Annotated in this window: 22 protein-coding genes; 10 read left to right on the top strand and 12 right to left on the bottom strand. The window is 73.4% G+C overall.

Annotation, left to right across the window (positions count from 1 at the left end; translation table 11 throughout):
* Positions 1-5: 5 nt before the first annotated feature.
* Genes BUE41_RS17690 through BUE41_RS17680 form a run of 3 tightly spaced genes read right to left on the bottom strand, consistent with a single transcriptional unit; the run spans position 6 to position 2,760 of the window.
* The gene (locus BUE41_RS17690) at positions 6-1,100 is read right to left on the bottom strand and encodes a sensor histidine kinase (RefSeq protein ID WP_073458228.1); all 1,095 of its coding nucleotides are present in this window, start codon (positions 1,098-1,100) and stop codon (positions 6-8) included.
* Positions 1,097-1,849: an ABC transporter permease gene (locus BUE41_RS17685; protein ID WP_073458227.1), complete on the bottom strand. Its 753-nt coding sequence runs from the start codon at positions 1,847-1,849 to the stop codon at positions 1,097-1,099. The genes BUE41_RS17690 and BUE41_RS17685 overlap by 4 nt, the downstream gene beginning before the upstream one ends.
* Positions 1,846-2,760 carry an ABC transporter ATP-binding protein gene (locus tag BUE41_RS17680; RefSeq protein ID WP_073458226.1) on the bottom strand — a complete coding sequence of 305 codons (915 nt, stop codon included), beginning with the start codon at positions 2,758-2,760 and terminating at the stop codon, positions 1,846-1,848. Before BUE41_RS17680 ends, BUE41_RS17685 begins: the two co-directional genes overlap by 4 nt.
* A gap of 87 nt (positions 2,761-2,847) precedes the next feature.
* Here BUE41_RS17680 and BUE41_RS17675 point away from each other — a divergent pair, with 87 nt between their 5' ends.
* The gene (locus tag BUE41_RS17675) at positions 2,848-3,909 is read left to right on the top strand and encodes a winged helix DNA-binding domain-containing protein (RefSeq protein WP_234997359.1); all 1,062 of its coding nucleotides are present in this window, start codon (positions 2,848-2,850) and stop codon (positions 3,907-3,909) included.
* A gap of 27 nt (positions 3,910-3,936) precedes the next feature.
* Here BUE41_RS17675 and BUE41_RS30845 read toward each other — a convergent pair whose 3' ends face one another.
* Entirely contained in the window at positions 3,937-4,101 is a 165-nt protein-coding gene (locus BUE41_RS30845) for a hypothetical protein (protein ID WP_159444929.1), read from the bottom strand.
* 86 nt (positions 4,102-4,187) lie between these two features.
* On the opposite strand from BUE41_RS30845, the gene BUE41_RS17670 reads away from it, so the two are divergent.
* A complete protein-coding gene (locus BUE41_RS17670) occupies positions 4,188-5,144 on the top strand; it encodes a GlxA family transcriptional regulator (RefSeq protein ID WP_073458224.1) in 957 nt (318 codons plus the stop codon).
* An 18-nt stretch (positions 5,145-5,162) separates the two neighbouring features.
* On the opposite strand, the gene BUE41_RS17665 is transcribed toward BUE41_RS17670, so the two are convergent.
* Positions 5,163-6,164 carry a DUF8129 domain-containing protein gene (locus BUE41_RS17665; RefSeq protein WP_073458223.1) on the bottom strand — a complete coding sequence of 334 codons (1,002 nt, stop codon included), beginning with the start codon at positions 6,162-6,164 and terminating at the stop codon, positions 5,163-5,165.
* A gap of 94 nt (positions 6,165-6,258) precedes the next feature.
* Here BUE41_RS17665 and BUE41_RS17660 point away from each other — a divergent pair, with 94 nt between their 5' ends.
* The 3 genes from BUE41_RS17660 to BUE41_RS17650 all read left to right on the top strand — a co-directional run bounded on the left by BUE41_RS17660 (position 6,259) and on the right by BUE41_RS17650 (position 9,304).
* Positions 6,259-7,062, top strand: a complete 804-nt coding sequence (locus tag BUE41_RS17660; RefSeq protein ID WP_073458222.1) for a crotonase/enoyl-CoA hydratase family protein — start codon at positions 6,259-6,261, stop codon at positions 7,060-7,062.
* Complete coding sequence (locus BUE41_RS17655) at positions 7,059-7,853, top strand: enoyl-CoA hydratase-related protein (protein ID WP_073458221.1); 795 nt, start codon at positions 7,059-7,061, stop codon at positions 7,851-7,853. Before BUE41_RS17660 ends, BUE41_RS17655 begins: the two co-directional genes overlap by 4 nt.
* Before the next feature lie 77 nt (positions 7,854-7,930).
* Positions 7,931-9,304 (top strand): FAD-dependent oxidoreductase, encoded by a 1,374-nt coding sequence (locus BUE41_RS17650; RefSeq protein ID WP_073458220.1) that lies wholly within the window; start codon positions 7,931-7,933, stop codon positions 9,302-9,304.
* Here the strand turns inward: BUE41_RS17650 and BUE41_RS17645 are convergent.
* The 5 genes from BUE41_RS17645 to ctaE form a co-directional block, all read right to left on the bottom strand.
* Complete coding sequence (locus tag BUE41_RS17645) at positions 9,291-9,566, bottom strand: hypothetical protein (RefSeq protein ID WP_073458219.1); 276 nt, start codon at positions 9,564-9,566, stop codon at positions 9,291-9,293. The genes BUE41_RS17650 and BUE41_RS17645 overlap by 14 nt on opposite strands.
* Before the next feature lie 564 nt (positions 9,567-10,130).
* Entirely contained in the window at positions 10,131-11,816 is a 1,686-nt protein-coding gene (gene qcrB, locus BUE41_RS17640; protein ID WP_073458218.1) for a cytochrome bc1 complex cytochrome b subunit, read from the bottom strand.
* Positions 11,813-12,967: a cytochrome bc1 complex Rieske iron-sulfur subunit gene (gene qcrA / locus BUE41_RS17635; protein ID WP_268794496.1), complete on the bottom strand. Its 1,155-nt coding sequence runs from the start codon at positions 12,965-12,967 to the stop codon at positions 11,813-11,815. Before qcrA ends, qcrB begins: the two co-directional genes overlap by 4 nt.
* Complete coding sequence (gene qcrC, locus BUE41_RS17630) at positions 12,964-13,842, bottom strand: cytochrome bc1 complex diheme cytochrome c subunit (protein WP_073458217.1); 879 nt, start codon at positions 13,840-13,842, stop codon at positions 12,964-12,966. Before qcrC ends, qcrA begins: the two co-directional genes overlap by 4 nt.
* Positions 13,843-13,903: 61 nt before the next feature.
* Positions 13,904-14,551, bottom strand: coding sequence for an aa3-type cytochrome oxidase subunit III (gene ctaE / locus BUE41_RS17625; RefSeq protein WP_073458216.1), 648 nt, complete (start codon positions 14,549-14,551; stop codon positions 13,904-13,906).
* Between the two features lie 141 nt (positions 14,552-14,692).
* Here ctaE and BUE41_RS32020 point away from each other — a divergent pair, with 141 nt between their 5' ends.
* Both BUE41_RS32020 and trpD read left to right on the top strand, forming a co-directional pair.
* The gene (locus BUE41_RS32020; RefSeq protein ID WP_073458215.1) at positions 14,693-15,118 is read left to right on the top strand and encodes a hypothetical protein; all 426 of its coding nucleotides are present in this window, start codon (positions 14,693-14,695) and stop codon (positions 15,116-15,118) included.
* Positions 15,115-16,176 (top strand): anthranilate phosphoribosyltransferase, encoded by a 1,062-nt coding sequence (gene trpD, locus BUE41_RS17615; RefSeq protein WP_073458214.1) that lies wholly within the window; start codon positions 15,115-15,117, stop codon positions 16,174-16,176. The genes BUE41_RS32020 and trpD overlap by 4 nt, the downstream gene beginning before the upstream one ends.
* A gap of 9 nt (positions 16,177-16,185) precedes the next feature.
* Here trpD and BUE41_RS17610 read toward each other — a convergent pair whose 3' ends face one another.
* Positions 16,186-16,464: an Lrp/AsnC family transcriptional regulator gene (locus BUE41_RS17610; RefSeq protein WP_073458213.1), complete on the bottom strand. Its 279-nt coding sequence runs from the start codon at positions 16,462-16,464 to the stop codon at positions 16,186-16,188.
* Between the two features lie 48 nt (positions 16,465-16,512).
* Complete coding sequence (locus tag BUE41_RS17605) at positions 16,513-18,270, bottom strand: DEDD exonuclease domain-containing protein (protein WP_073458285.1); 1,758 nt, start codon at positions 18,268-18,270, stop codon at positions 16,513-16,515.
* A 97-nt stretch (positions 18,271-18,367) separates the two neighbouring features.
* Between BUE41_RS17605 and BUE41_RS17600 the strand changes: the two genes are divergently transcribed.
* The 3 genes from BUE41_RS17600 (at position 18,368) to BUE41_RS17590 (ending at position 21,651) form a co-directional block, all read left to right on the top strand.
* Positions 18,368-19,798, top strand: a complete 1,431-nt coding sequence (locus BUE41_RS17600; RefSeq protein WP_084755279.1) for an NYN domain-containing protein — start codon at positions 18,368-18,370, stop codon at positions 19,796-19,798.
* Positions 19,799-19,978: 180 nt separating this feature from the next.
* Complete coding sequence (locus BUE41_RS29755; RefSeq protein WP_143172212.1) at positions 19,979-20,320, top strand: hypothetical protein; 342 nt, start codon at positions 19,979-19,981, stop codon at positions 20,318-20,320.
* 338 nt (positions 20,321-20,658) lie between these two features.
* Positions 20,659-21,651, top strand: a complete 993-nt coding sequence (locus tag BUE41_RS17590) for an NlpC/P60 family protein (RefSeq protein ID WP_143172211.1) — start codon at positions 20,659-20,661, stop codon at positions 21,649-21,651.
* Positions 21,652-21,735 lie beyond the last annotated feature (84 nt).

Genomic DNA, 21,735 nt, shown 5'->3' with positions numbered 1-21,735 from the left:
GTCGCTCACGTCGCCACCGCCGCAGGCACCGCAACGGTCAGCGCCGTGCCGTTCCCCGTCCGCCGGGACACCTCGCCGCCGATCGCGGCGATCCGCTCGCGCATTCCGGTCAACCCGTGCCCCTCCGGTGCGGACCCGCCGATCCCGTCGTCGCGGACCTCCAGGACCACGCGGTCGCCGTCGCGCCGCAGCGCCACCGTGCAGTGCTTCGCCCCGGCGTGCCGCACCACGTTGGTGACGGCCTCGCGCAGCGCCAGACCCAGCGCGGACGCGACCGACGGCGTGAGGGTGATCCCGGGGTCCCGCTCGACGTGCAGCTCGACGTCGACGGCGGCGAGCGCCCCGGTCGCTGCAGCCAGCTCGTCGTCGAGGTCGACGTGCCGCCAGCCCGCGACGGTGGCCCGCACCTCGGCCAGCGCGTCGCGGGCGATCCGTTCGATCTCGCGCATCTCCTCGACGCTGCGCTCCGTGTCGAGCGTGGCCAGCCGCTGGGCGAGCTGCGAGCGCACGACGATGCCGGTGAGCGTCTGGCCGAGCAGGTCGTGCAGGTCGCGGGCGATGCGCTCGCGCTCGGCGACCCGAGTGAGGTGCTCGACCCGGGCGTTCTGCAGCCGCAGTTGCGCATAGGTCCGCGCGTCCTCGGCACCGCGCACGCACAGCATGCCGATCACCCAGATGAAGATCGCCGACGGGACGAACGACAGCGCCGCGTACGGGTGGCTGACGGCCGCGAGCACCGCCGCTACGGCGTTGACGACGGTGAGCGCTGTGAACCAGCGCAGCGCCGTCGCCTTCGGCAGGTAGCGGCCGGCGCACGCGGCGGCGTAGACGAACAGGACCGAGGCGGAGTTGTTGAGCAGGACCGTGGCCGCGGCCAGCACGGTGAACGCGACGTGGCCCCACCGGCGCAGCGGCCCGTCCCACCACTCCACCTCGATCCACAGCACGGCCGCGGCCACCGCTGTCCCGGCAGCCAGCGGCCAGCCCCACGGAGTGGGCGCGAACAGCGGCTGGAAGCACAGGAACCCCAGATAGGCCAGCGGCCACAGCTCACCGGTCGGGAAGTCCGACCAGCGCCGCCGGGTCGCCGTGCCCGTCATACCCGCAGGTTACGGTAGGCCCATCCGGCTAGACCGCCGGTGACGACCGTCGCCGCGAGCAGCACGAGCACGTGCGCCGCCGCGGGAGCCCCGGTCAGCTGCGCCAGCGCCAGCTGGGCGAGGTGGTAGGTCGGCAGGAACGGCGCGATGCCGCCCACCCAGGCGGGCATGGCCTCCAGCGGGATCCACAGCCCTGAGGCGATCACCATCGGGAACAGGATCGCGTTGAGGATCGCCGTCGTCGCGTTCGCCGAGGCCAAGAACCCGACGGCGAGGCCGAGGCAGGCGAACGGCAGCGACCCGAGCAGCAGCACCACGACCAGCCGAAGCCACGGGCCCACGCCGATCACCGGCCCGACCACGGCGAGCGCCACCGCGGTGAGCGCGGCCAGCACCGCCAGCGCGTACGGCAGCGCGGCGAGCACCTTGCCCGCGATCGTGATCCACACCGGCGCCGCGGACACCTTCTTCATCCGCAGCCAGCCGCTCTCGCGGTCGGACGCGACCGAGATCCCCGGGTTGAGCTGCATCACCGACACCACGCCGAACGCGCCGAACGTGGCGAGCATCGACGCGGCGACCGGCAGCCCGTTCGGTGAGGGCATGCTCCCGAACAGCGCGGTGAACATCGTGAAGAACAGCACCGGCACGACGACCGAGAAGAACAGCGCCGCCGGCTCGCGGATCACCCCGCGCAGCCCCTCGGCGACCTCGACGCCGAGTACGGCACCGGCACCCGGCGCGGTCATGCGAACACCCCCGCCCGCTCGGTCAGCACCACCAGCGCCTGCTCCAGCCCCGCTCCCTCCACGCGCAGATCGGAGAGCCACGGGTCGGCGGCGAGCCAGGCCCGCAGCAGCTCCTCGGGCGCTGTCGACGAGACCCGCAGCAGCTCGCCGTCGTTGCTCACCGACAGCGCCGCCGGCAGGTCGGCCACGGCGCACGCGGGGAGCGTCGTGCGGGCGGTGACGGTGCGGTCGGGCAGCAGCGCGATCAGCTCCGCCGGGCTGCCGGCGGCGATCACCCGGCCCTCGTGCAGCACCACGACCTGATCGGCCACCGCCGCCGCCTCCTCCACGACGTGCGTGGTGAGCAGCACGCCCGCGCCGGCGTCGCGGCGGGCGGCCACGGTCTGCCAGAACTCCCGCCGCGCCGTCACATCCAGCCCGACCGTCGGCTCGTCGAGCAGCAGCAGCTGCGGGTCGCCGACCAGCGCCATCGCCAACGCGACCCGCTGCTGCTGGCCGCCGGAGAGCTTGGCGGACCGCCGGTCGGCGAGCTCGGTGATGCCGACCTCGGCCAGCGCCCCGAGCGCCGCCGTCGCCGGCCGGCCCGCCCGCACCGCGGCGCCCCGGACCAGCTCGGCCACGGTCAGCGTCCGCGGGAAGCCCAGCTGCTGCTGCACCACCCCGAGCAGCCGGCGGGTCGCGGCCCGCCGCGGATCCCGGCCCTTCACCGCGACCCGGCCGGTCTGCACGGCGAGCAGGCCGGTGGCCAGCCCGATCAGGGTGGTCTTACCGGCGCCGTTGGGGCCCAGCAGGGCGACGCACTCCCCGGGCGCCACCTCGAGGTCCACCCCGCGCAGCGCCGGTACGTCCCCGTACGCGTGCTCGATCCCGGTCGCCCGCAGCGCCGGTTCGCCATCCCTCGTCACGCCCATCAGCGTGGCCTGCGGGCGGCGCGCGCGGCAGTCATCGTCGTCAGGGTCTCGACCTGACGAATGTCATGGCCGGGCAGACTTTCGGAGGTGGCCGACGACCTCCTCACCGCCCGGGCGCTGAACCGGGCCGTGCTGGCCCGCCAGCTGCTGCTCGACCGGTCGTCCCTACCGGTGCCGCAGGCCGTCGAGGCCGTGGCCGGGTTGCAGACCCAGTACGCCCCGTCCGGCTACATCGCGCTCTGGTCACGGCTGGCCGGGTTCCGCCGGGCCGATCTCACCGAAGCGCTGCACGCCGGTGCCGTCGTGCAGAGCTGGGCGATGCGCTGCACGATCCACATGACCTCGGCCGCCGATCATCCGGTGCTGTGCGCGGCGGTGCGCGAGGCCCGGCGGGCGTGGTGGCGCCGCACGGTGATCGGCCGGCAGGAGGTCACCGAGGACGACCTCGTCGCTGCGGCCGGCGCCGTCCGCGGCTACCTGGCCGCCGGGCCGCTGAAACAGGCGGAGATCCAGCGCCGGCTGGCCGAGGACGGGTTCGGGAAGGCGGTCTGGCCGGGTGTGCAGCTGTGGGTCGAGCTGGTGCGCGTGCCCCCGGCCGGCACGTGGGAGCAGCCGCGGGCGCACCTCTACGGGCTCGCGCCCGACCCGGATCCTGAGCCGGACGTCGCCGCGGCCCGTGCCCACCTGGTGCGGCGCTACCTGCGCGGGTTCGGCCCGGCCTCGACGAAGGACGTGGCGTCGTTCTGCGGGTGGACGGTCACCGAGGCTCGGGCCGTGCTCGCCGGGATGGAGCTGCGCCGGTTCCGCGACGAGTCCGGCGGCGAGCTGCTCGATGTGCCGGATGCGCCGCTGCCGGATCCCGAGATGCCCGCGCCGGTGCGGTTCATCGGGCAGTGGGAGGCGATCCTGCTCGCCCATGCCCGGCGCGCGCAGGTGCTGCCCGAACAGCACCGCGGCAAGGTGTTCTCCACGACGATGCCGCGGTCGGTGCCGACGTTCCTCGTCGACGGGCAGGTGGCGGGCACGTGGCGGTTCGACGAGGAGCGCGCCGCGGTGGGGTGGGAGCCGTTCGCGCCGCTGCCCGCGTCCGCGGTGGTCGAGGTGGCCGCGGAGGCCGAGCGGCTCACGGAGTTCCACCGCGCCGGCTGATCCGCACCCGCTCTCCACACCGCTGATTCACACCGGCGGGTCCTCGCGGTAGTCGCGGAGTGCGCGCAGCTCGGCGAGCTGGCGTTCCCGGTCCTCGTGCGGGATCCAGCTGACGGTCGGCGCACGGCGGACGAGTTCGGCTGCGACGGCGACGGCGGTCAGCAGGGTGAGGATCATCAGCAGGGTCGTCATGGCAGGAAGTCTTCGCCAAATCAGATCCTGCCACGAGTGGCACCGATGCCCATGACAGGCAAGAAACCGCCAACTAGGCTGCGCTCATGCTGCGCTCGGTCGCGATGCTGATGGTCGGTCCAGTGGCGCCGTTCGAGGCGGCCACCATCTGCGAGGTCTTCGGCATCGACCGGACCGAGGACGGGGTCCCGCCGATCGACTTCCGCACCTGCGGGCCGGTCGCCGGCGAGCCGCTGCCGACCCGGACCGGAGGACTGCAGATCGTGCCCGCGTACGGCCTGGACGGCCTGGAGGGCGCCGACCTCGTGGCGGTCGCGGCCACCCCGGGACGCGAGTTCCCCGAGGAGGCCCTAGCAGCGCTGCGACGGGCGCACGCGGCCGGCGCGACGCTGCTGGCGGTCTGCTCGGGCGCGTTCCTGCTGGCCGCGGCCGGGCTGCTGGACGACCGCCCGTGCACCGTCCACTGGATGCACGCCGAGGAGATGCGGCGGACCTACCCGCGGGTCCGCGTCGATCCCGACGTGCTCTACGTCGACGACGGCGACATCATCACCAGCGCCGGCACCGCGGCGGGCATCGACGCCTGCCTGCACCTGGTGCGCCGCGAGCTGGGCAGCGCCGTCGCGAACACCATCGCCCGCCGGATGGTGGTGGCGCCGCAGCGCGAGGGCGGGCAGCGGCAGTTCATCACGATGCCGGTGCCGACCGGTCGGTCCGACGGGCTCGCCCCGGTGATGGAGTGGATGCTCGACCACATCGCCGAGGACCACACGGTCGCCGAGCTGGCCCGCCGCGCCGCGATGAGCGAGCGGACGTTCGCCCGTCGGTTCGTCGCCGAGACCGGCACGACGCCGCACCGGTGGCTCACCACCCAGCGGGTGCTGCTCGCCCAGCGGCTGCTGGAGGCGACCGACCTGAGCATCGACGCGGTCGCGGCGCGGTGCGGGTTCGGCAGCGGCGCGCTCCTGCGCCACCACTTCCGCAACGTCGTCGGTGTGTCGCCGGGCGATTTCCGCCGGACGTTCCGGCTCGCCGCCTCCTGATCAGGCCGGGGGTCGGTATCAGGTCAGTGCTGCGAGCTGGGCCCCGGCCGCGCTCAGCACGCCGGCGCGGTTCTTGTGCTTCTCCTCGAACGCGACGATCGCGCGCACGTCGTCTGCGTCGTCGAGGCGGCGGATCGCGGCGACGCAGTCGGCGGCGGTGCGCTCCTCGTAGCGGGTGATCGGCAGCTCGCCGGCGGACAGCGCGCCGATGCGGGCCCGCGCGGTGTGCGCGGCGTCGGCCACGGCGGGTGCCTGCTCGCGCTCGGCCACCTCCTCGGCGCGGGCCAGGGCGGCGTCCCGGCCGGCACCGCCCACCTCCTGCGCGCCGGCGACGAGGCTGCGCAGGCTCTCGACCGTGCCCTGCAGCGCGCCCTCCACCTGTGTCCGCGCGGCGCGGCCCCGGCGGCCGAGCGCGTCGACGGTCCGGTTCACGCGCTCGACGGCGACCCGAGCGGGCAGTCCGGCCAGCCGGGTCGCCCCGCCCGTGATGCGCTGCACCGGCGTCGGCTCCAGCGCCCGCGGGCCGCCCGCGGCCTCTTGCGCGAGCACGGCGTGCAGCCACTCGACGGTCTCGGAGTGCGCGTCGGTCAGCTTCTCGGCCAGCGCGACGACGGCGGGCAGCCCGAGGTGCCCGGCCAGCCCACGGGTGTAGCGGGCGCGGTCGAGCAGCTGCTGCTCCAGCACCAGATCGGCCAGCACGGCCTCGTCGACCGGCTGCGCCTGCTCGGCGACGGCCTTGGCGAGGGCGAGCACTCGGCCCACCAGCGGCGCGACGACGTCGGGGACCGCATCGAGCGAGCGCAGTGCGTCGGCGAGCTCGGCGGCGCGCCGATCGGCGGCCGCGGCGTTCTGCTCCAGCTCGCGGCGCACCGTCGAGGTGCGGGCCTGGGCGGTGCGCAGGCGGGCGATGCGGGCCTCGGTGCGGGTCAGGTGGTCCAGCGCGCGCAGCTGCGCGACCAGCGCGGAGATCCGCAGCTGCCGGTCGGTCGTCTCGGTCGGGGTAGCGATCGTGGCGGTCATGGGCATGGGGTTGCCGCGATCCGTCCCGTCATGCCCGAACGGAGTGTGACCCGAATCTCGTTCCGCCGGCCCTGGACGGGCTAGGGTCTGGGTGATGGGTGATCGCGTGCTGTGCACCGTCGACGGTGGCGTCGCCGACGTGCGTCTGAACCGGCCCGCGAAGCTCAACGCCCTCGACTCCGAGATGTTCGCCGCGCTCGCCGAGACCGGGGAGGCGCTGCGGGCCGAGCGAGGCCTGCGTGCGGTCGTGCTGTCGGGGGAGGGGCGCTCGTTCTGCGCCGGCCTGGACACGTCGGCGTTCGGTGCGATGGCGCAGGGCCGCGAGTGGCGGCCCGCAGGCCGGGAGCCCGCGGATCCGGGCGCGCCGTCCCGCGGCCAGCGCGCCGTGCTCGCCTTCCGCGATCTCCCGGTGCCGGTGATCGCCGCGGTGCGGGGGCACGCGCTGGGCGGCGGCCTGCAGCTCGCCCTCGGCGCCGACATCCGCATCGCCGCCCCCGGCGCCGTCTTCGCCGTGCTGGAGGTGCGCTGGGGGCTCGTGCCCGACATGGTCGGCACGCAGCTGCTGCCGCGGCTGGTCGGGCCGGACGTCGCCGCCGAGCTGATCTTCACCGGCCGCCGCGTCGACGCGGCCGAGGCCCACCGGATCGGGCTCGTCACCCGCATCGCCGATGATCCGCTGGCGGCGGCGCACGAGCTGGCCGCCGAGATCGCCGCCCGCAGCCCGGACGCCGTCCGCGCCGCGAAGGAGCTGCTCGCGATCACCGACTACGCGGCCGGGCTGGCCGCCGAACGGGCCGCTTTCGCCCGGCTCGCGGGCAGCCCCAACCAGCGGGAGGCCGCCGCGGCGAGCCTCGCCCGGCGCGCACCTCGGTTCGCCGATCCCGAGGAGCAGCCATGAGCGACGCGGTCCTGGCCGACCTGGACGCCGACGGTGTGCTCACCCTGACGTTCAACCGGCCGGAGCGGCGCAACGGCTGGGACGCCGACCTGCACACCGCCTACTCCGAGCACGTCGTCGCGGCCGCCGGGGATCCGCAGGTGCGGGCGGTCGTCGTGACCGGCGCCGGATCGACGTTCTGCCCGGGTGCGGACCTGGCGCGGCTGGCCCGGCTGGCCGCGCCGGGCGCCACGCTGCCGCGCAACCCGACTGAGCACCTGCGCACGTTCCCCAAGCCGATGATCGCGGCGATCAACGGGGCGTGCGCCGGGATCGGGCTGGTGCTCGCCCTGTTCTGCCACGTCCGCTTCGCCGCGGAGGGCGCGAAGTTCGCGACCTCGTTCGCCCGCCGCGGCCTGCCCGCCGAGTACGGCATCGCGTGGCTGTTGCCGCGAATGATCGGGCACGAGAACGCGTTGGACCTGATGCTGTCGGGGCGGACGATCGACGCCGCGGAGGCGCAGCGGCTCGGGCTGGTCAGCCGGGTCGTGCCGGGCGCGGACGTCGTGACCGCCGCGCAGGCCTACGCCCGCGACATCGCCGTCAACTGCGCTCCGCACGCGGTGGCGGCGATCATCGAGCAGGTCCACGAGGCCGGTCACTCCAGCTACGAGGCCGCGCTCGACCGGGCGTGGGAGCGGGTCACCACCTTCATCGGCGGCCCCGACCTGCGCGAAGGGTTCACCGCGTACGTCGAGGAACGGGCACCGCGGTTCCGCCCGTACCCGGAGCCCCCGCAGCAGCCCGGGTAGCCCTGGGCGGAACGCATGCCTCGCGGCGACGGCCGCACCCCGGCAGGATCGAGATCATCACCCGCAGGAGTCCCCAGATGACGTCAGCACCCCACTCCGATCCCGCACCGCGCCGTCGCATCGCGGTGGTCGGCGCCGGACCGTCCGGGCTCTACGCCGCCGCCGCGCTGGCGGCGTCCGGCCGGCCCGTCGACGTCGACGTGATCGACCGGCTGCCCGCCCCGTACGGGCTGGTGCGGTACGGCGTGGCGCCCGATCACGTGAAGATGAAGTCGGTCATCCGGGTACTGGCCAAGCCGTTCGATCCGGCCACCGTCCGCTTCCTGGGCAACGTCCGCGTGGGGGAGGGCGGCGTGCCGCTGGAGGCGCTGCGCACCTGCTACTCCGCGATCGTGCACGCCACCGGCACCTCCGTCGACCGGTCCCTCGGTGTGCCGGGGGAGGACCTGGAGGGCTCGATCGGCTCCGGGGCGTTCGTGAGCTGGTACTCCGGCCACCCCGACTTCACCAAGCTCGACCCGCCGCTGGACCACCCGGGGATGGCCGTCGTCGGGGCCGGCAACGTCGCGCTCGACGTGGCGAGGGTGCTGGCGAAGTCGGCCGACGAGATGGCCGACACCGACATCCCCGATCCGGTGCTCGACGCGCTGCGCGCCAGCAAGATCCGCGACATCCACATCGTGATCCGCCGCGGCCCGCAGCACGTGAAGTTCACCCCCGCCGAGCTGCGCCAGATCGGCGAGCTGGCCAACGCCGACGTCGTCGTGCACGACGACGGGCTGCTCGCCGCGGGGGTGCCGGAGCCGGAGGAGCGCCGCCAGCAGCAGAACCTGGCGATGCTCACCGAGTGGGCGGCGCGGGAGTCGAAGGACCGGCCGCGCTGCATCCACCTGCACTTCCTGCGCTCCCCAGTGCGCCTGGTCGGCACCGACGGGCGGGTGTCGGCGCTGGTCGTCGAGCGCAACGTCGTCGACGGCGACCGGGTGCGCGGCACGGGCGAGGAGGAGGTCCTCGACGTGGGGCTGGTCGTGCGGGCCATCGGCTACGCCGCCGAACCCGTCCCCGGCCTGCCGTTCGACGCCGCCACCGGCACCGTCCCGAACGCCGCCGGCCGGGTCCTCGACGGCGACACGCCCGTCCCCGGGGCCTACGTGACCGGCTGGATCAAGCGCGGCCCGACCGGGGTCATCGGCACCAACAAGAGCTGCGCCCACGAGACGGTCGCCGCCGTGCTGGAGGACCTCGACTCCCTGCCGGTCCCCGAGGCCGACGTGGAGGCGGTGCTCGCCCAGCACGGCGCGGAACCGGTCGACTGGACGTCGTGGCTGCGGCTGGACGCCGAGGAGGTGCGCCGCGGCGGCCTGCGCGGCACTCAGCGGGTCAAGGTCGCCGAGCTCGACGAGATGCTCGCCGCGGCCCGGGCGGCCGACTCCGCCCTCAGCAGGGGGTGACGGCGATGACGTTCGGCATGGCCGACAGCCGCTGCGAGAACGTCTCGCACTCGCTGCCGGTCAGCGACACCGTGCAGGTGATGGAGCTGTAGGGGACACCCTCGCGCACCTCGGCCGCGAAGTCGCGGACCGGGAAACCGCAGTCCGCGAGCGCGGCCCCGACGCGCAGCACGCCCTCCATCCCGTCGGTGATGACGATCTCGTGGCGCCGGTGCATGCGCGGCGTCCACGTGGTCCGAGGGCGTTCGTCGATGACGGACATGGGGTAGAACTCCTTGGCGGGATCCGTGGGAGAAGGGATCCGAGCCAGGTCTCGGAAGAGAGGAAGACTCCGGGACGTGCGCGCCGGCTTCCTGGCTCAGCCGACGCGCGGCGCTACGGCCGCGTCGAGGGCGAGAGCGAGGGTGGTACGCATGGGCCCCACGGTAGCAACCCGTCGTGATCGTGGCCACCCTAGGGGTCTCATCGGGACGGGCGACCACCCGATCGAGAGGTCAGGTCCCGTGGCCGCGGTGCAGCCTCCCCCGATCTCCTCGCACGGTGGGAGCGCCGCCGCGCCCGCACCGGTGGCGATCGTCGCCCTCCCGCGGGCACGTGGTCGTGCTCGCGATCTGCCCTGTGCGGGCTCGGCGCGGCCGTCGCAGCCCGGTCACCTGATCGCACCGCTCCGTCCGGACCACGGGCTCCCCGTCGCGGCCGCCCGCCGGTGAGCGCTCGGTGGCCCGCGCTGACCGTCCTCGTCGCGACGGCGGTCAGGAACGGAACGGGCCCCGCCGGAGAACTCCGGCGGGGCCCGTTCGGGTCGTGCTGCGGGTCAGTGCTGGGCTCAGTCGCCCGCGGTCAGCGCCCGGTCGCGGTCCTTCGATTCGGCCCCGGCCTGCTCGGCCTCGCCGTTCGTCCGGGCCTCGAGCTCCTTGCGCGCCGCCTCGGCCCGGGCCGCCTCCAGGCGGGCGACCTCCTCCGGGTCGTCCGGCGTGAGCAGCGAGCCGGGGACCGGGTGGCCACCGAAGCCGAGCTGGTTCATCCGCTTCGGCACCGGGGCGCCCTGGTACTCCAGCGGGATCGCGTGGCCGTGTTCATCGACGCCGCCCAGCGGCTGGTGCACCTCGATGAACTCACCGTGCGGCAGCCGCTTGATGATGCCCGTCTCGATGCCGTGCTCCAGGACCTGGCGGTCGCTGCGCTGCAGGCCGATGCAGATCCGGTAGGTGACCCAGTAGCCGATCGGCGGCAGGATCAGCAGCCCGATGCGGCCGGCCCACGTCGTGGCGTTCAGCGAGATGTCGAAGAAGAACGCCACCCAGTCGTTCACGCCGCAGAGCGCCAGCCAGACGTAGGTGATGATGGCCATCACGCCCAGCGAGGTGCGCACGGGCACGTCACGTGGCCGCTGCAGCAGGTTGTGCAGGGCGTTGTCCTTGGTGAAGCGCCGCTCGATCGCCGGGTAGGCACCCGCGATCACGAACAGCACCGGCAGGAACAGGGCCGTGGCCCAGAACGCCGCCGGGACCAGGTAGTTGCCCAGGTGCAGCTCCCAGGCCGGGAAGATGCGGGCCATGCCCTCGGAGAAGAGCATGTACCAGTCAGGCTGCGAACCCGCCGAGACGTGCGCCGGGTTGTAGGGCCCGAGGTTCCAGATGCCGTTGATCTGGAAGATCCCGCCCATGATCGCCAGCACACCGGCCGTGACGGCGAAGAACGCGCCGCCCTTGGCGGCGAACGCCGGGAGGATCCGCACGCCCACGACGTTCTTCTCGGTGCGGCCGGGGCCGGGGAACTGCGTGTGCTTCTGGTACCAGACCAGACCCACGTGCACCGCGATCAGCGCCAGCAGGATGCCCGGGATCAGCAGCACGTGGACGATGTAGAGCCGCGGGATGATCTCGTGGCCCGGGAACTCGCCGCCGAACAGCGCGTAGTGCACCCAGGTGCCGATCACCGGGACCGACAGCGTGATGCCCGACGCGATGCGCAGACCGATGCCGGAGAGCAGGTCGTCCGGCAGCGAGTAGCCGGTAAAGCCGGCGAACACGCCGATGAACAGCAGCAGGACGCCGATGACCCAGTTCGTCTCGCGCGGCTTGCGGAACGCGCCGGTGAAGAACGTCCGCAGCATGTGGGCGACCATCGCGCCCATGAACAGCAGCGCTGCCCAGTGGTGGACCTGCCGGATGAACAGGCCACCGCGCACGTCGAACGAGATGTTCAGCGTCGACTCGTACGCGCGGCTCATCCAGACGTCGCGCAGGTTGTCGAACGAGCCGTGGTACTGCACCTCGGCCATCGACGGGTCGAAGAACAACCCGAGGAACGTGCCGGTGAGCAGCAGGATGATGAAGCTGTAGAGGGCGACCTCACCCAGCATGAACGACCAGTGGGTGGGGAAGACCTTGTTGAACTGCTTGCGCAGGCCGGCCGCCGGATGGAACCGCTGGTCGAGTTCGTCCAGCGCCGTTGCGGCCTTGGCCTGCAGTCCACCAGGCGAGCCGGTGGGCGTCGTGATCGAACTCATGAGCGCCCTCGATTCCAGAATCCGGGCCACTCCCAGAAGCCGGGCCCGATCGGTTCGTTGAAGTCACCGCGGGCGATGAAGTAGCCGTCCTCGTCCACGGTAATGGGAAGCTGCGGCAGCGGGCGAGCTGCAGGACCGAAGATGGGCTTGCCGTACTCGGTCGCCAGGAACTGCGACTGGTGGCACGGGCACAGGATCCGCTGGGTCTGCTGCTCGTACAGCGAGGTCGGGCAGCCGAGGTGGGTGCAGATCTTGGAGAAGGCGTAGAAGTCGCCGTAGTGGTAGTCCTCCTGGCCCTCGCGGTGGACCACGGGAGTCCCGGGACGCAGCCGGATCAGCATCACCGGAGCGTCCGAGCGGCGCAGGGCCGCGTGCAGCGCCTCCTCGTCACCGCGCTCGGACTCGCGGAACGGGAAGACCGTCTCCATCGAGCCCGCCTCCTGGTCCTCCGGGCGGACCAGCGAGATCTCGCTCGGGTCACCGGTGTCGCGGCGCAGGTAGACCTTCTCGCCGTTGATCGAGCGCCACGGGGTGACCCACAGGTCGGCGTCGTCGCGGCCCTTCCACGGGTTGTGGATCAGCGGCGCGACCGCGGCCACCCCGACGCCCAGGCCGAGCACACCGGCCGCGGCGCCCGCCGACCGCTTGATCAGCGAGCGGCGGGCGATCGTGGTGTCCTGGCCGGCCTTGACCAGCTGCGCCACGACCGTGCGGCGGGCGACCTCGTCGGACGGGCCGTCGTGGCGCTGCTGCACCGAGACCTCGTCCGGGAAGAACTTCTTGACGTAGGTGATGACCGCGACGCCGAGCGACAGCACCGCCAGACCGAGCAGGAGGCCGATCAGCGGCGTGTAGAGCGTGTAGACGAAGTAGCCGGGCTGGTCGGGCGCGACGTACTCGAACGGCCAGAACAGGTAGACCCCGAGGAAGGCGAGGCCGGACAGCGCCGAGATGACGAACCACGTCGCCACCGCCCGCTCGGCACGCCGCTCGGCGCGGGTGCCCGAGATCGGGAACTTGGGCGTGTTCTTGACGACGACCACGTCGTCGAGGTTCGCGGCCAGCGTCGCGACCTGGTCGGGAGTCATCTCGTCGAGCTCGGCCGCCGTCGGTGTGCGCGGCTTCTCGTGCGGGTTGGTGGCGGTGCTCAATTCTTCGCTCCCAGCCAGAGGGCGAAACCGATCATGGCGGCGACGCCGACGATGAAGGTGATCACTCCTTCGGACGTCGGACCGATACCGCCCAGCGGGTTGCCGCCGGGGTTGTTGTTGCCGTTCGTGACCGACTTCACGTACGCGATGATGTCCTTCTTCTCGTCCGGCGTGAGCTGCCGGTCGGAGAACTTCGGCATGTTCTGCGGCCCGGTCAGCATCGCCGTGTAGATCTCCTTCTCGGTCGGCGCGTCGAGCGTGGGGGCGTACTTGCCCGACGACAGCGCTCCGCCGCGACCGGTGAAGTTGTGGCACGACGCGCAGTTGAGGCGGAACAGCTCGCCACCGCGGGCCGGGTCGTCACCGCGCAGCGCCAGACCGTCCTCCGCGGGGGCCTTGGGGCCGCCGCCGTTGGCCTGGATGAACGCACCGAGCGCCTCCAGGTTCTCGGCCGCCTCCGCGGCCTTCTCCTCGTCGGCCTGGTGGATGTTGAACTGCGGCATCGGCGGCTTGCGCTCGGCCTGCGCCTCCTGGCGCGCCATCGGCATGCGACCGGTGGCGACCTGGAAGTAGACCGCCGCGTCACCGACACCGATCAGGCTCGGGCCCCGGTCCTGGACGCCCTGCAGGTTGGCGCCGTGGCAGGTGATGCAGTGGTTGGTGTAGAGCTCCTGGCCCTTGGCGATCAGCGCGGTCTGGTCCTCCTGCGCCTGCGCGACCTGGGCCTTCGGCGTGAAGGCGGTGTACAGCGACCCCGCGGAGAGCAGGGCGATGCCCAGCGCCAGCATGCCGGCGAAGCGGCGGCGGGCTCGGCTGCGTGGGCCGCGAGCCCGCCTGCGAGACGTCTCAGGGGGCGCCGTGGAGGTGGTGGTCATCGTCAGCGACTTCCAAGCTTCTGATCGTCGGTGGGGCGGTCTGAAGAAAGCAGCGGGCGGCTCAGCGGATGAAGTAGATGACCGTGAACAGGCCGATCCACACGACGTCGACGAAGTGCCAGTAGTAGGACACGACGATCGCCGCGGTCGCCTGCTGAGGCGTGAACTTCGTCATCCGGGTGCGGATCAGCAGGTAGATGAAGGCGATGAGCCCACCGGTGACGTGCAGGCCGTGGAAGCCGGTCGTCAGGTAGAAGGCGGTGCCGTACGCGCTCGACGACAGCGTCACGCCGTCGTGTGAGGCCAGCATGTAGTACTCGTAGGCCTGACCGAGCACGAAGAACGTGCCCATCGCCAGCGTGAGCAGGTACCAGCGGCGCAGCCCGAACACGTCGCCGCGCTCGGCCGCGAACACGCCGAACTGGCACGTGAAGGAGGACGCCACCAGCACGATCGTCACGGCGAGCGCGTAGGGGACGTTGAGGACGGGCTCGTAGAGGCCGAGCTCTGCGGACTCGGGCGTCGCGGGGACCCAGTGCTCACCGGGCGCGACCTGGGCGCGCGCGGTGAAGTAGATCGCGAACAGCCCGGCGAAGAACATCAGCTCGCTGGACAGCCAGACGATGGTGCCGATGCTGACCAGGTTGGGCCGGTTCAGCGAATGGATCCGCGCGCTGATGTTGGGGGCGGCTGTCGTCACGAGGGGCATTATGGCCCCCGGTGAACTTCTACAACGTGTAGGGGTCGTCACTAGCCGCCCAGATGAGAACGAGCGACCACCCACTAGAGTTCCGGACAGACCAGTCGTGCCGGTCGATCGGCGCGACACGCGAGTTCACCAGGAGCGCCCGTGACGAGCCCTGCCGAGACGCAGTCCCTGACCGTCCTGGTCTACAGCCACCGTGCCGAGGTCCGCGACGCGATCATCACCGCGGTCGGCCGGCGTCCGGCGCCCGATCTCCCGCGCGTGAAGTACGTCGAGGCCGAGGGCGTGGCCGACGTCATCCTGGCCGTCGACCGCGGCGGGATCGACCTGCTGATCCTCGACGGCGAGGCGCAGCCCACCGGTGGGATGGGTGTGTCGCGCCAGCTCAAGAACGAGATCGACGACTGCCCGCCGATCGTGATCACGGTCCGCCGGCGCGACGACCGTTGGCTGGCCACCTGGTCGCTCGCCGACGCCGTGCTCGTCCACCCGCTCGACCCGCTGGCCGCCGCCGAGACGGTCGCGGAGGTGCTGCGCCGCTCCACGGCGCGCACCGTGGCACGGGCGTGAGCGCGGCGGCGGACGGGCCGGGCGCCGCGCCGACCTGGCCGAAGCTCATCGGGCGGTTGATCGGCAAGCAGGACCTCGACGCCGCCGAGACCGCATGGGTGATGAACCAGGTGCTCGGCGGTGAGGCCTCCGCCGCGCAGCTCGCCGGCTTCCTCGTCGCCCTGCGCGCGAAGGGGGAGACGCCCGCGGAGATCACCGGGCTCGCCGAGGCGATGCTCGAGCACGCCCGCCGAGTGCGGGTCTCCGGCCGCGCTGTCGACATCGTCGGCACTGGCGGGGACCAGGCGCACACCGTCAACATCTCCTCGATGTCGGCCGTCGTGGTCGCCGCGGCCGGCGCGCCCGTGGTCAAGCACGGAAACCGGGCCGCGTCCTCGTCCAGCGGTGCGGCCGACGTGCTGGAGGCGCTCGGCGTCGCCGTCGACCTGCCGCCCGCCGGGGTCGAGGAGACCGTCGAGAAGGTCGGCATCGGGTTCTGCTTCGCCCCGGTGTTCCACCCCTCGTTCCGCCACGCCGGCCCGGTCCGGCGCGAGCTGGGCCTGCCGACCGCGTTCAACGTGCTCGGCCCGCTGACCAACCCCGGCCAGCCGAGCGCTGTGCTGGCCGGCTGCGCCGACGCGCGGATGGCGCCGGTGCTCGCGCAGGTGTTCGCCGGCCGCGGCACGTCGGCGCTGGTCGTGCGCGGCGACGACGGCCTCGACGAGCTGACCACCACGACCACCAGCACGGTGTGGGTGGTCGCGAACGGCGAGGTGCGCATCGAGACGCTCGACCCGGCCGCGTTCGGCATCCCCCGGGTCACCCGTGAGGACCTGCGCGGCGGTTCGCCCGAGCACAACGCGCGGGTGTTCCGCGACCTGGTGGCCGGCGCCCAGGGGCCGGTGCGCGACGCGGTGCTGCTCAACGCGGCCGGCGCGCTCGTCGCCTTCGAGGGCGCGACCGACGATCTGGCCGCCGCGTTCCCGCCCGCGCTGGAGCGGGCGGCGCGGGCCATCGACTCGGGCGCGGCGGCGGAGCTGCTGGACTCCTGGATCAAGGTCTCCGGCGCGCTGCGCTGACGACCGCCGCTAGCCGACCCCGATGGCGAAGCCGCCCTCGGTGTCGGCGCGCGAGTAGGAGCGGAAGGCGATGTGGGTGTCGGTCGACACCACGCCCTCGATCTTGCTGAGCCGGCCGGCGATCACGTCGGCCAGCTCCTCGTGCTCGCGGACCTTCACGATGGCGATGAGGTCGACGTCCCCTGCGCAGGAGTACACCTCGCTCACGCCGTCGAGGTCGGCGATCGCCTGCGCGGTCTCGGGGATGCGGTCGGCAACGGTCTGCACCAGGACGATCGCGGTGATCACGGAGGCTCCTCACGGTCGAGTGTGATCAGGCTAGCGCGGGCGTGCGGGTCAGTCGGGGAGCGGGCCGACCGGCCGCGCCCGCTCCGCCCAGCTCGTCCACGCGGCAGCGCTGCGGGCCGGTTCGGCCCAGGCCGGTTCGCAGTGGACGAGCCGGGTGCCGCCGGTGGAGAGCCAGCGGTGCAGCAGCCACACCTCCTCGGCGGGGGCGCCGCGCAGCGGCCCGTCACCCGGGATGACGGTCTGGGCGCCCGCGCGCAGGGCGTCGATCACCGGCATCGGCGGCACCCCGCGGCGGGCCACCCCGGCCGCGGCCAGCCTCCCGCACCGGATGACGGCGATCTCCCAGCCGCCGGTGCCGTCGGGGCGGGCCCCGATCAGCTCGTCGACGGCGGCGAGCGCGGCCAGGCGCTGGCTGCGGGTGAGCGCGACGATCAGCCCGGCGAGGCGGTCGCGGCGGCGCACCGCGGCCTCGTAGCGCTGCTTCTCCCCGAGCGCGGCGACCTCGTCGGCGAGGCGGCGCAGCGGCCCGTCGTCGCGGCCCTCGACGAGCGCGGTCGCCGCGGCCACCGCGGGTGCGTACTCCTCGACGGTCTGCAGGCCCGCGCACGGCGCCCCGCAGCGGCCCAGCTCGTGCAGCGCGCACGGGCTCGCCGCCGCACCCCTCGCCGGGATGCGCTGGGTGCACGAGCGCAGCGGGACGGCGTCGAGCACGGTCTCCATCGCGGCCACCGCCTGCTGGCGGGACCGGAACGGGCCGAACGCGCCGTCCCGCGGCGTGGTGACCACCGAGAACCGGGGGAACGCCTCCGCGGTGAGCGCGACCCACCACGCGCGCAGTGGCGTGCGGGAGCGGCGGTTGTAGCGCGGCTGGTGGCCAGCGATCAGCCGCAGCTCGTGGACGGCGGCCTCCAGTGCGTGCGCGCACACCACCGAGTCGACGCGCTCGGCCTGCGCCACCATGTCGCGCACCCGTCTGCGCCGCTCGCCCGAGGTGAAGTAGCTGCGCACGCGGCGGCGCAGGTCACCGCTCGTACCGACGTAGAGGACCTCGTCGCGGGCGCCGCGGAACAGGTACACGCCCGGCGCGGACGGCAGCGACTCGGCCAGGACCCGCTTGCGCCGCTGCTCCGTCGTGGGGCGGTGGGGGGTGGACTCGCGGGCGAGGTCGAGCAGCTCCTCCAGGCTCTGCACGCCGACGTTACCCACGCGTTCGAGCAGGCCGTGCAGGACGTCGACGGTGGCGCGAGCGTCGGCGAGCGCGCGGTGGATCGGCGCGGTGGCCGCCCCGAACAGCCGGGCCAGCGCGCCCAGCCGCACGCTGGGGGCCTCGTCGCGGGAGAGCACGGCGCGGGCGAGCCGGGCGGTGCACAGCACCGGGGGCCGTGGCCAGGTGTGTCCGTGCTGCTCGCAGGCGGCCCGGAGGAACCCGACGTCGAACGCGGCGTTGTGGGCGACCAGCACCGCGCCGGACAGGAACTCCAAGAGCGTCGGCAGCACGGCCTGGATGCGGGGCGCACCGGTCACCATCGCGGTGGTGATGCCGGTGAGCGCGACCACCTGCGGCGGCAGCCCACGTCCGGGATCGACGAGCGTGGCCAGCTCGCCAAGCTGCTCGCCGCCGCGCACCTTCACCGCGCCGATCTCGGTGATCGCGTCGTCGCGGTGGGAGCCGCCGGTGGTCTCCAGGTCGAGCACGACGAACGTGACCTCCCGCAGCGGGGTGCCGAGCTCGTCGAACGACAGCTGGCCGGGGCGGGCGGGGCGCCGGCGGGGGAGGACGCCGGGAGGGGAGCTGTCGAGGAGCACCACGGCGGCGGACGCTAGCGGGCACCCCCGACAGAACCCGGGTGACGAACGCGCCGTCCGCGCAGTGTTCGGCGCCGAACGCCGCTAGCCTGGTGCAATGTCCGCGCTGCCTGAGCCGTCCTTCGGCGACGGTGGCCGCGACCGGACCGGCGAGGGGGGCGCCGATCCGGCCACGAGCCGCCCCCCAGCCGAGGACGGGATCGATGCAGAACCCGTTGCAGAACCCGCTGCCGAGAACGTGCCTCCCGTCGACTGGGACCGGTTGCCCGAACCGGTCCGGCTCCGCATCGCCGAATCCGCGTCCACCGCGCTGACCGGGCTGCCCCCGGCCGAGGTGCCGCTGCGGCTGCGGCGGTTCGTGCGGTTCGCCCCGGCGAAGCGGGCCAGGCTCGCCGCGGGGCCGCTGCTGCACGAGCTGGCCGAGTCGCCGGCGTTCCGCACGGCGGTGGTGGCGTGGTGGGACGAGCACCGGCCCGGTGAGCTGGACGCCTCCGCAGACGACCGCCGCACCGCTGCGGCCGCCGCGGTGCTGCGGGAGCTGCCGGAGGCGCCGCAGGTCGTGGCGGAGGCCGCGCGGGCGGGGGAGGCCGCCGAGCTGCGCGCGGAGCTGGACGCGGCGCTGTCGCGGGTGGAGAAGCTGACCGCGGAGCTGGAGCGGCTGCGCGGCGAGCTCGCGGAGGCGCGGGCGCAGGCGCGGGAGGCGGGCTCCGCGCGCGAGCACGAGTACCAGCAGCTGCGCCGGCGGGTCTCCGAGCAGGGTGCCCGGCTGCGCACGGCCGTCGAGGCGCAGGCCGCCGCCGAGGCCGCCGCCGAGGCCGCCAGGTCGGAGGCGGCAGAGCAGCTGGCGAGGGCCGCCGAGGAGGTCGCCAAGGAACGGGCCCGGGCAGAGGCCGAGAAGGAGCGCGCCGACCGGGCGGCCGCGCAGGTGCTGGCCGCCCGCCAGGCCGCGCGGGAGGCGCGGCAGGCCGACGAGGTGCGCCTTTCGCTGCTGCTCGACGCCGTGAGCGGCGCCGTCGAGGGGCTGCGGCGGGAGCTGGGCGTCACCGGCGGGGGCGGGCCGCGGCCCGGCGACCTCGTCGAGAACGCGTCGGTGCTGCACCGTGGCGCCATCGTGGAGACGCAGCCCGCCCTCGACGCGGTGCTCGCGGTGCCGGCGCTGCACCTCATCGTCGACGGCTACAACGTCAGCAAGACCGGCTACCCCGAGCTGACCCTGGCCGACCAACGCTCCCGGCTGGTCGGCCAGCTCTCCGCGCTCGCGGCGCGCACCTCGGTGGAGATCACCGTGGTGTTCGACGGGGCCGGTGTCGTCACCGCGCCGCCGCGGGGCGCGCGGGGGCTGCGGGTGCTGTTCAGCGACCCCGGCGTCCTCGCCGACGACGTGATCCGCGCCCTGGTGGCCGCCGAACCGGAGGGCCGCCCGATCCTCGTGGCGACGTCGGACCGGGCCGTGGTGGCGTCGGTGCGCAAGCACGGGGCGTACGCGGTGCCCTCGGCGGTGCTGCTGACCCGCCTTACCCGGCCCTGATCTGTGTCCTGACCTCACGAACGACACCTTCGTGAGGATCGGTGCTCACGAAAGTGCCGTTCGTGGATCTTCCCGAGCATGGATTGTGGTCTGAGTCACACTCTGTTGCCGCGGTCCCGGAAGACTGTCGGTGCTCGTCCCTAGCGTGCCTGCCAGGTCGATCCCCGGCCGAACGGAGGCATGATGATCATCGACTGCGACAGGTGCGCGGTGCGCGGGATCGCGTGCGGCGACTGCGTGATCGGCGTGTTGCTGAGCACCCCGGAGGATCCGGTCCGCGGTCGGCGCGAGCGCGCCTCGGGGCCGGCGGCCGAGCCTGGTCCGATCGGTCCGGACACGCGGTTCATTCCCGTGGACGCGCCGTCCGGCGCGCCCACGGTGCAGTTCAGCGCAACGGAGCGGCGAGCATTGGACCTGCTCGCAGATCAAGGGTTGATCCCGAGATTGCGGTTGGTGGCCGAGGATCCGCGCCGAGCGTCATACCCCACTGACGTTCTGCGCACGGAGCGCAACGTCGGGTAGCGAAACGGCGTAGCCGTTCGTCGCAACGGTGCGCAGTCGGCGCAACGGGAGCTGTGCGGACGGACGACACGCGCACCGGGGGTGGGTGTGGACGTCGCGTCGCGTCCCTCGTAATCTCGCCGAGACCTTGCGGCCGTCAGCCATTCGACCCCCGAAGGCGACGCAAGGTCACCGCCAGACTGGGCCGTTCGGGTTCCCCCTCTGCTCCGAACGGTACGGCAGGTGGTCTCCGAAAGGAGAGATTGCTCCCCGTGGCGACGCTTCGGCGTACCCCGACCGGTCGCCCGCGGTGGCTCCGCCGCGTCCCGGCGGCCGCCGTGGCTGCGATCGTGGCGCTCGTGCTCGTTCCCGTGGGCGCCTCCCCGGCGCTCGCGGAACCCGTGCCGCCCACTCCGAGCCCGCCGACGCCCACCACTGCGGCTGAGGCGCAGAAGCACCTCGACGAGGTGCTGAAGGAAGCGGAAGCGCTCACCGAGCAGTGGCACGCCGCGACCGACGATCTGAACGCGAAGCGCGAGCAGGTCGAGGACCTGCAGGCGGCGGTGGGCCCGGCGCAGGAGGCGGCGGAGAAGGCGAAGGCCGACGAGGAGGCCTATCGCCGGGAGATCGACGTCTTCGCGCTGTCGACGCTGGACAGCAACCTCGACCAGTTCAGCGCCCTGCTCGACAGCCACGACCCGCAGGAGTTCCTCGACCAGATGTCGGCGCTGCACACGCTGGCCGCCGACCACAAGGAGGTCCTCGACCGGCTGCTCGCGGTCGTGGAGACCACGCGGCGGGCCGTGGAGGAGGCTGACGCGGCGGTCAAGCGCGCCCAGGCCGCCGTCGAAGCGGCAGAGGCCGCAGAGCAGGAGCTGGCCAAGCGCAAGCGCGAGGCCGAGATCCGCATCGACGAGGCGGAGAAGCTGCTCGACCGGCTCAGTCCGGCAGAGCGGCGCGCCCGCACCGCCAACGGTGCGGCGACCCCTGCGCTCCCCTCCGGCAGCAGCGTCGGGCTGGTGGCGCTGCGGGCGGCGGCCACCCAGGTCGGCAAGCCCTACATCTGGGGCGCGTCCGGCCCGAACGGCTACGACTGCTCCGGTCTCACATCCTGGGCGTTCAAGCAGGCCGGCGTCACCCTGCCGCGGTCGAGCAGCGCGCAGGCCACCGTCGGCCGACCGGTGTCGTGGGACGAGCTGCAGCCCGGTGACCTGGTCTTCTACTACAACCCGGTCAGCCACGTCGGCATCTACGCCGGGAACGGGCTGTTCATCAACGCGCCCGAGAGCGGCGACGTCGTGAAGTTCCAGAAGGTGAACCCCAAGGTCTTCTCCGGCGCCCGGCGGCTGTAGCCGGAGCGCCTTCGAGCCAAGTCCGCTCCCCAGGGCGCTGGGCGGCGACCGGCCCACCAGCCGGTCGCCGCCCCCGCTCCCGAG

Source organism: Pseudonocardia thermophila, from assembly GCF_900142365.1.
Lineage (GTDB): Bacteria > Actinomycetota > Actinomycetes > Mycobacteriales > Pseudonocardiaceae > Pseudonocardia > Pseudonocardia thermophila.
The sequence above is the reverse complement of the archived record's forward strand: the minus strand, read 5'-3'. Positions and strand labels throughout refer to the sequence as shown.

Excerpts from the sequence above, each read along its gene's own strand:
- BUE41_RS17690 (WP_073458228.1), bottom strand. The coding sequence starts at position 1,100 with ATGACGGGCACGGCGACCCGGCGGCGCTGGTCGGACTTCCCGACCGGT.
- BUE41_RS17685 (WP_073458227.1), bottom strand. The coding sequence starts at position 1,849 with ATGACCGCGCCGGGTGCCGGTGCCGTACTCGGCGTCGAGGTCGCCGAG.
- BUE41_RS17680 (WP_073458226.1), bottom strand. The coding sequence starts at position 2,760 with ATGGGCGTGACGAGGGATGGCGAACCGGCGCTGCGGGCGACCGGGATC.
- BUE41_RS30845 (WP_159444929.1), bottom strand. The coding sequence starts at position 4,101 with ATGACGACCCTGCTGATGATCCTCACCCTGCTGACCGCCGTCGCCGTC.
- BUE41_RS17670 (WP_073458224.1), top strand. The coding sequence starts at position 4,188 with ATGCTGCGCTCGGTCGCGATGCTGATGGTCGGTCCAGTGGCGCCGTTC.
- BUE41_RS17665 (WP_073458223.1), bottom strand. The coding sequence starts at position 6,164 with ATGACCGCCACGATCGCTACCCCGACCGAGACGACCGACCGGCAGCTG.
- BUE41_RS17660 (WP_073458222.1), top strand. The coding sequence starts at position 6,259 with ATGGGTGATCGCGTGCTGTGCACCGTCGACGGTGGCGTCGCCGACGTG.
- BUE41_RS17655 (WP_073458221.1), top strand. The coding sequence starts at position 7,059 with ATGAGCGACGCGGTCCTGGCCGACCTGGACGCCGACGGTGTGCTCACC.
- BUE41_RS17650 (WP_073458220.1), top strand. The coding sequence starts at position 7,931 with ATGACGTCAGCACCCCACTCCGATCCCGCACCGCGCCGTCGCATCGCG.
- BUE41_RS17645 (WP_073458219.1), bottom strand. The coding sequence starts at position 9,566 with ATGTCCGTCATCGACGAACGCCCTCGGACCACGTGGACGCCGCGCATG.
- qcrB (WP_073458218.1), bottom strand. The coding sequence starts at position 11,816 with ATGAGTTCGATCACGACGCCCACCGGCTCGCCTGGTGGACTGCAGGCC.
- qcrC (WP_073458217.1), bottom strand. The coding sequence starts at position 13,842 with ATGACCACCACCTCCACGGCGCCCCCTGAGACGTCTCGCAGGCGGGCT.
- ctaE (WP_073458216.1), bottom strand. The coding sequence starts at position 14,551 with ATGCCCCTCGTGACGACAGCCGCCCCCAACATCAGCGCGCGGATCCAT.
- BUE41_RS17600 (WP_084755279.1), top strand. The coding sequence starts at position 18,368 with ATGTCCGCGCTGCCTGAGCCGTCCTTCGGCGACGGTGGCCGCGACCGG.
- BUE41_RS29755 (WP_143172212.1), top strand. The coding sequence starts at position 19,979 with ATGATGATCATCGACTGCGACAGGTGCGCGGTGCGCGGGATCGCGTGC.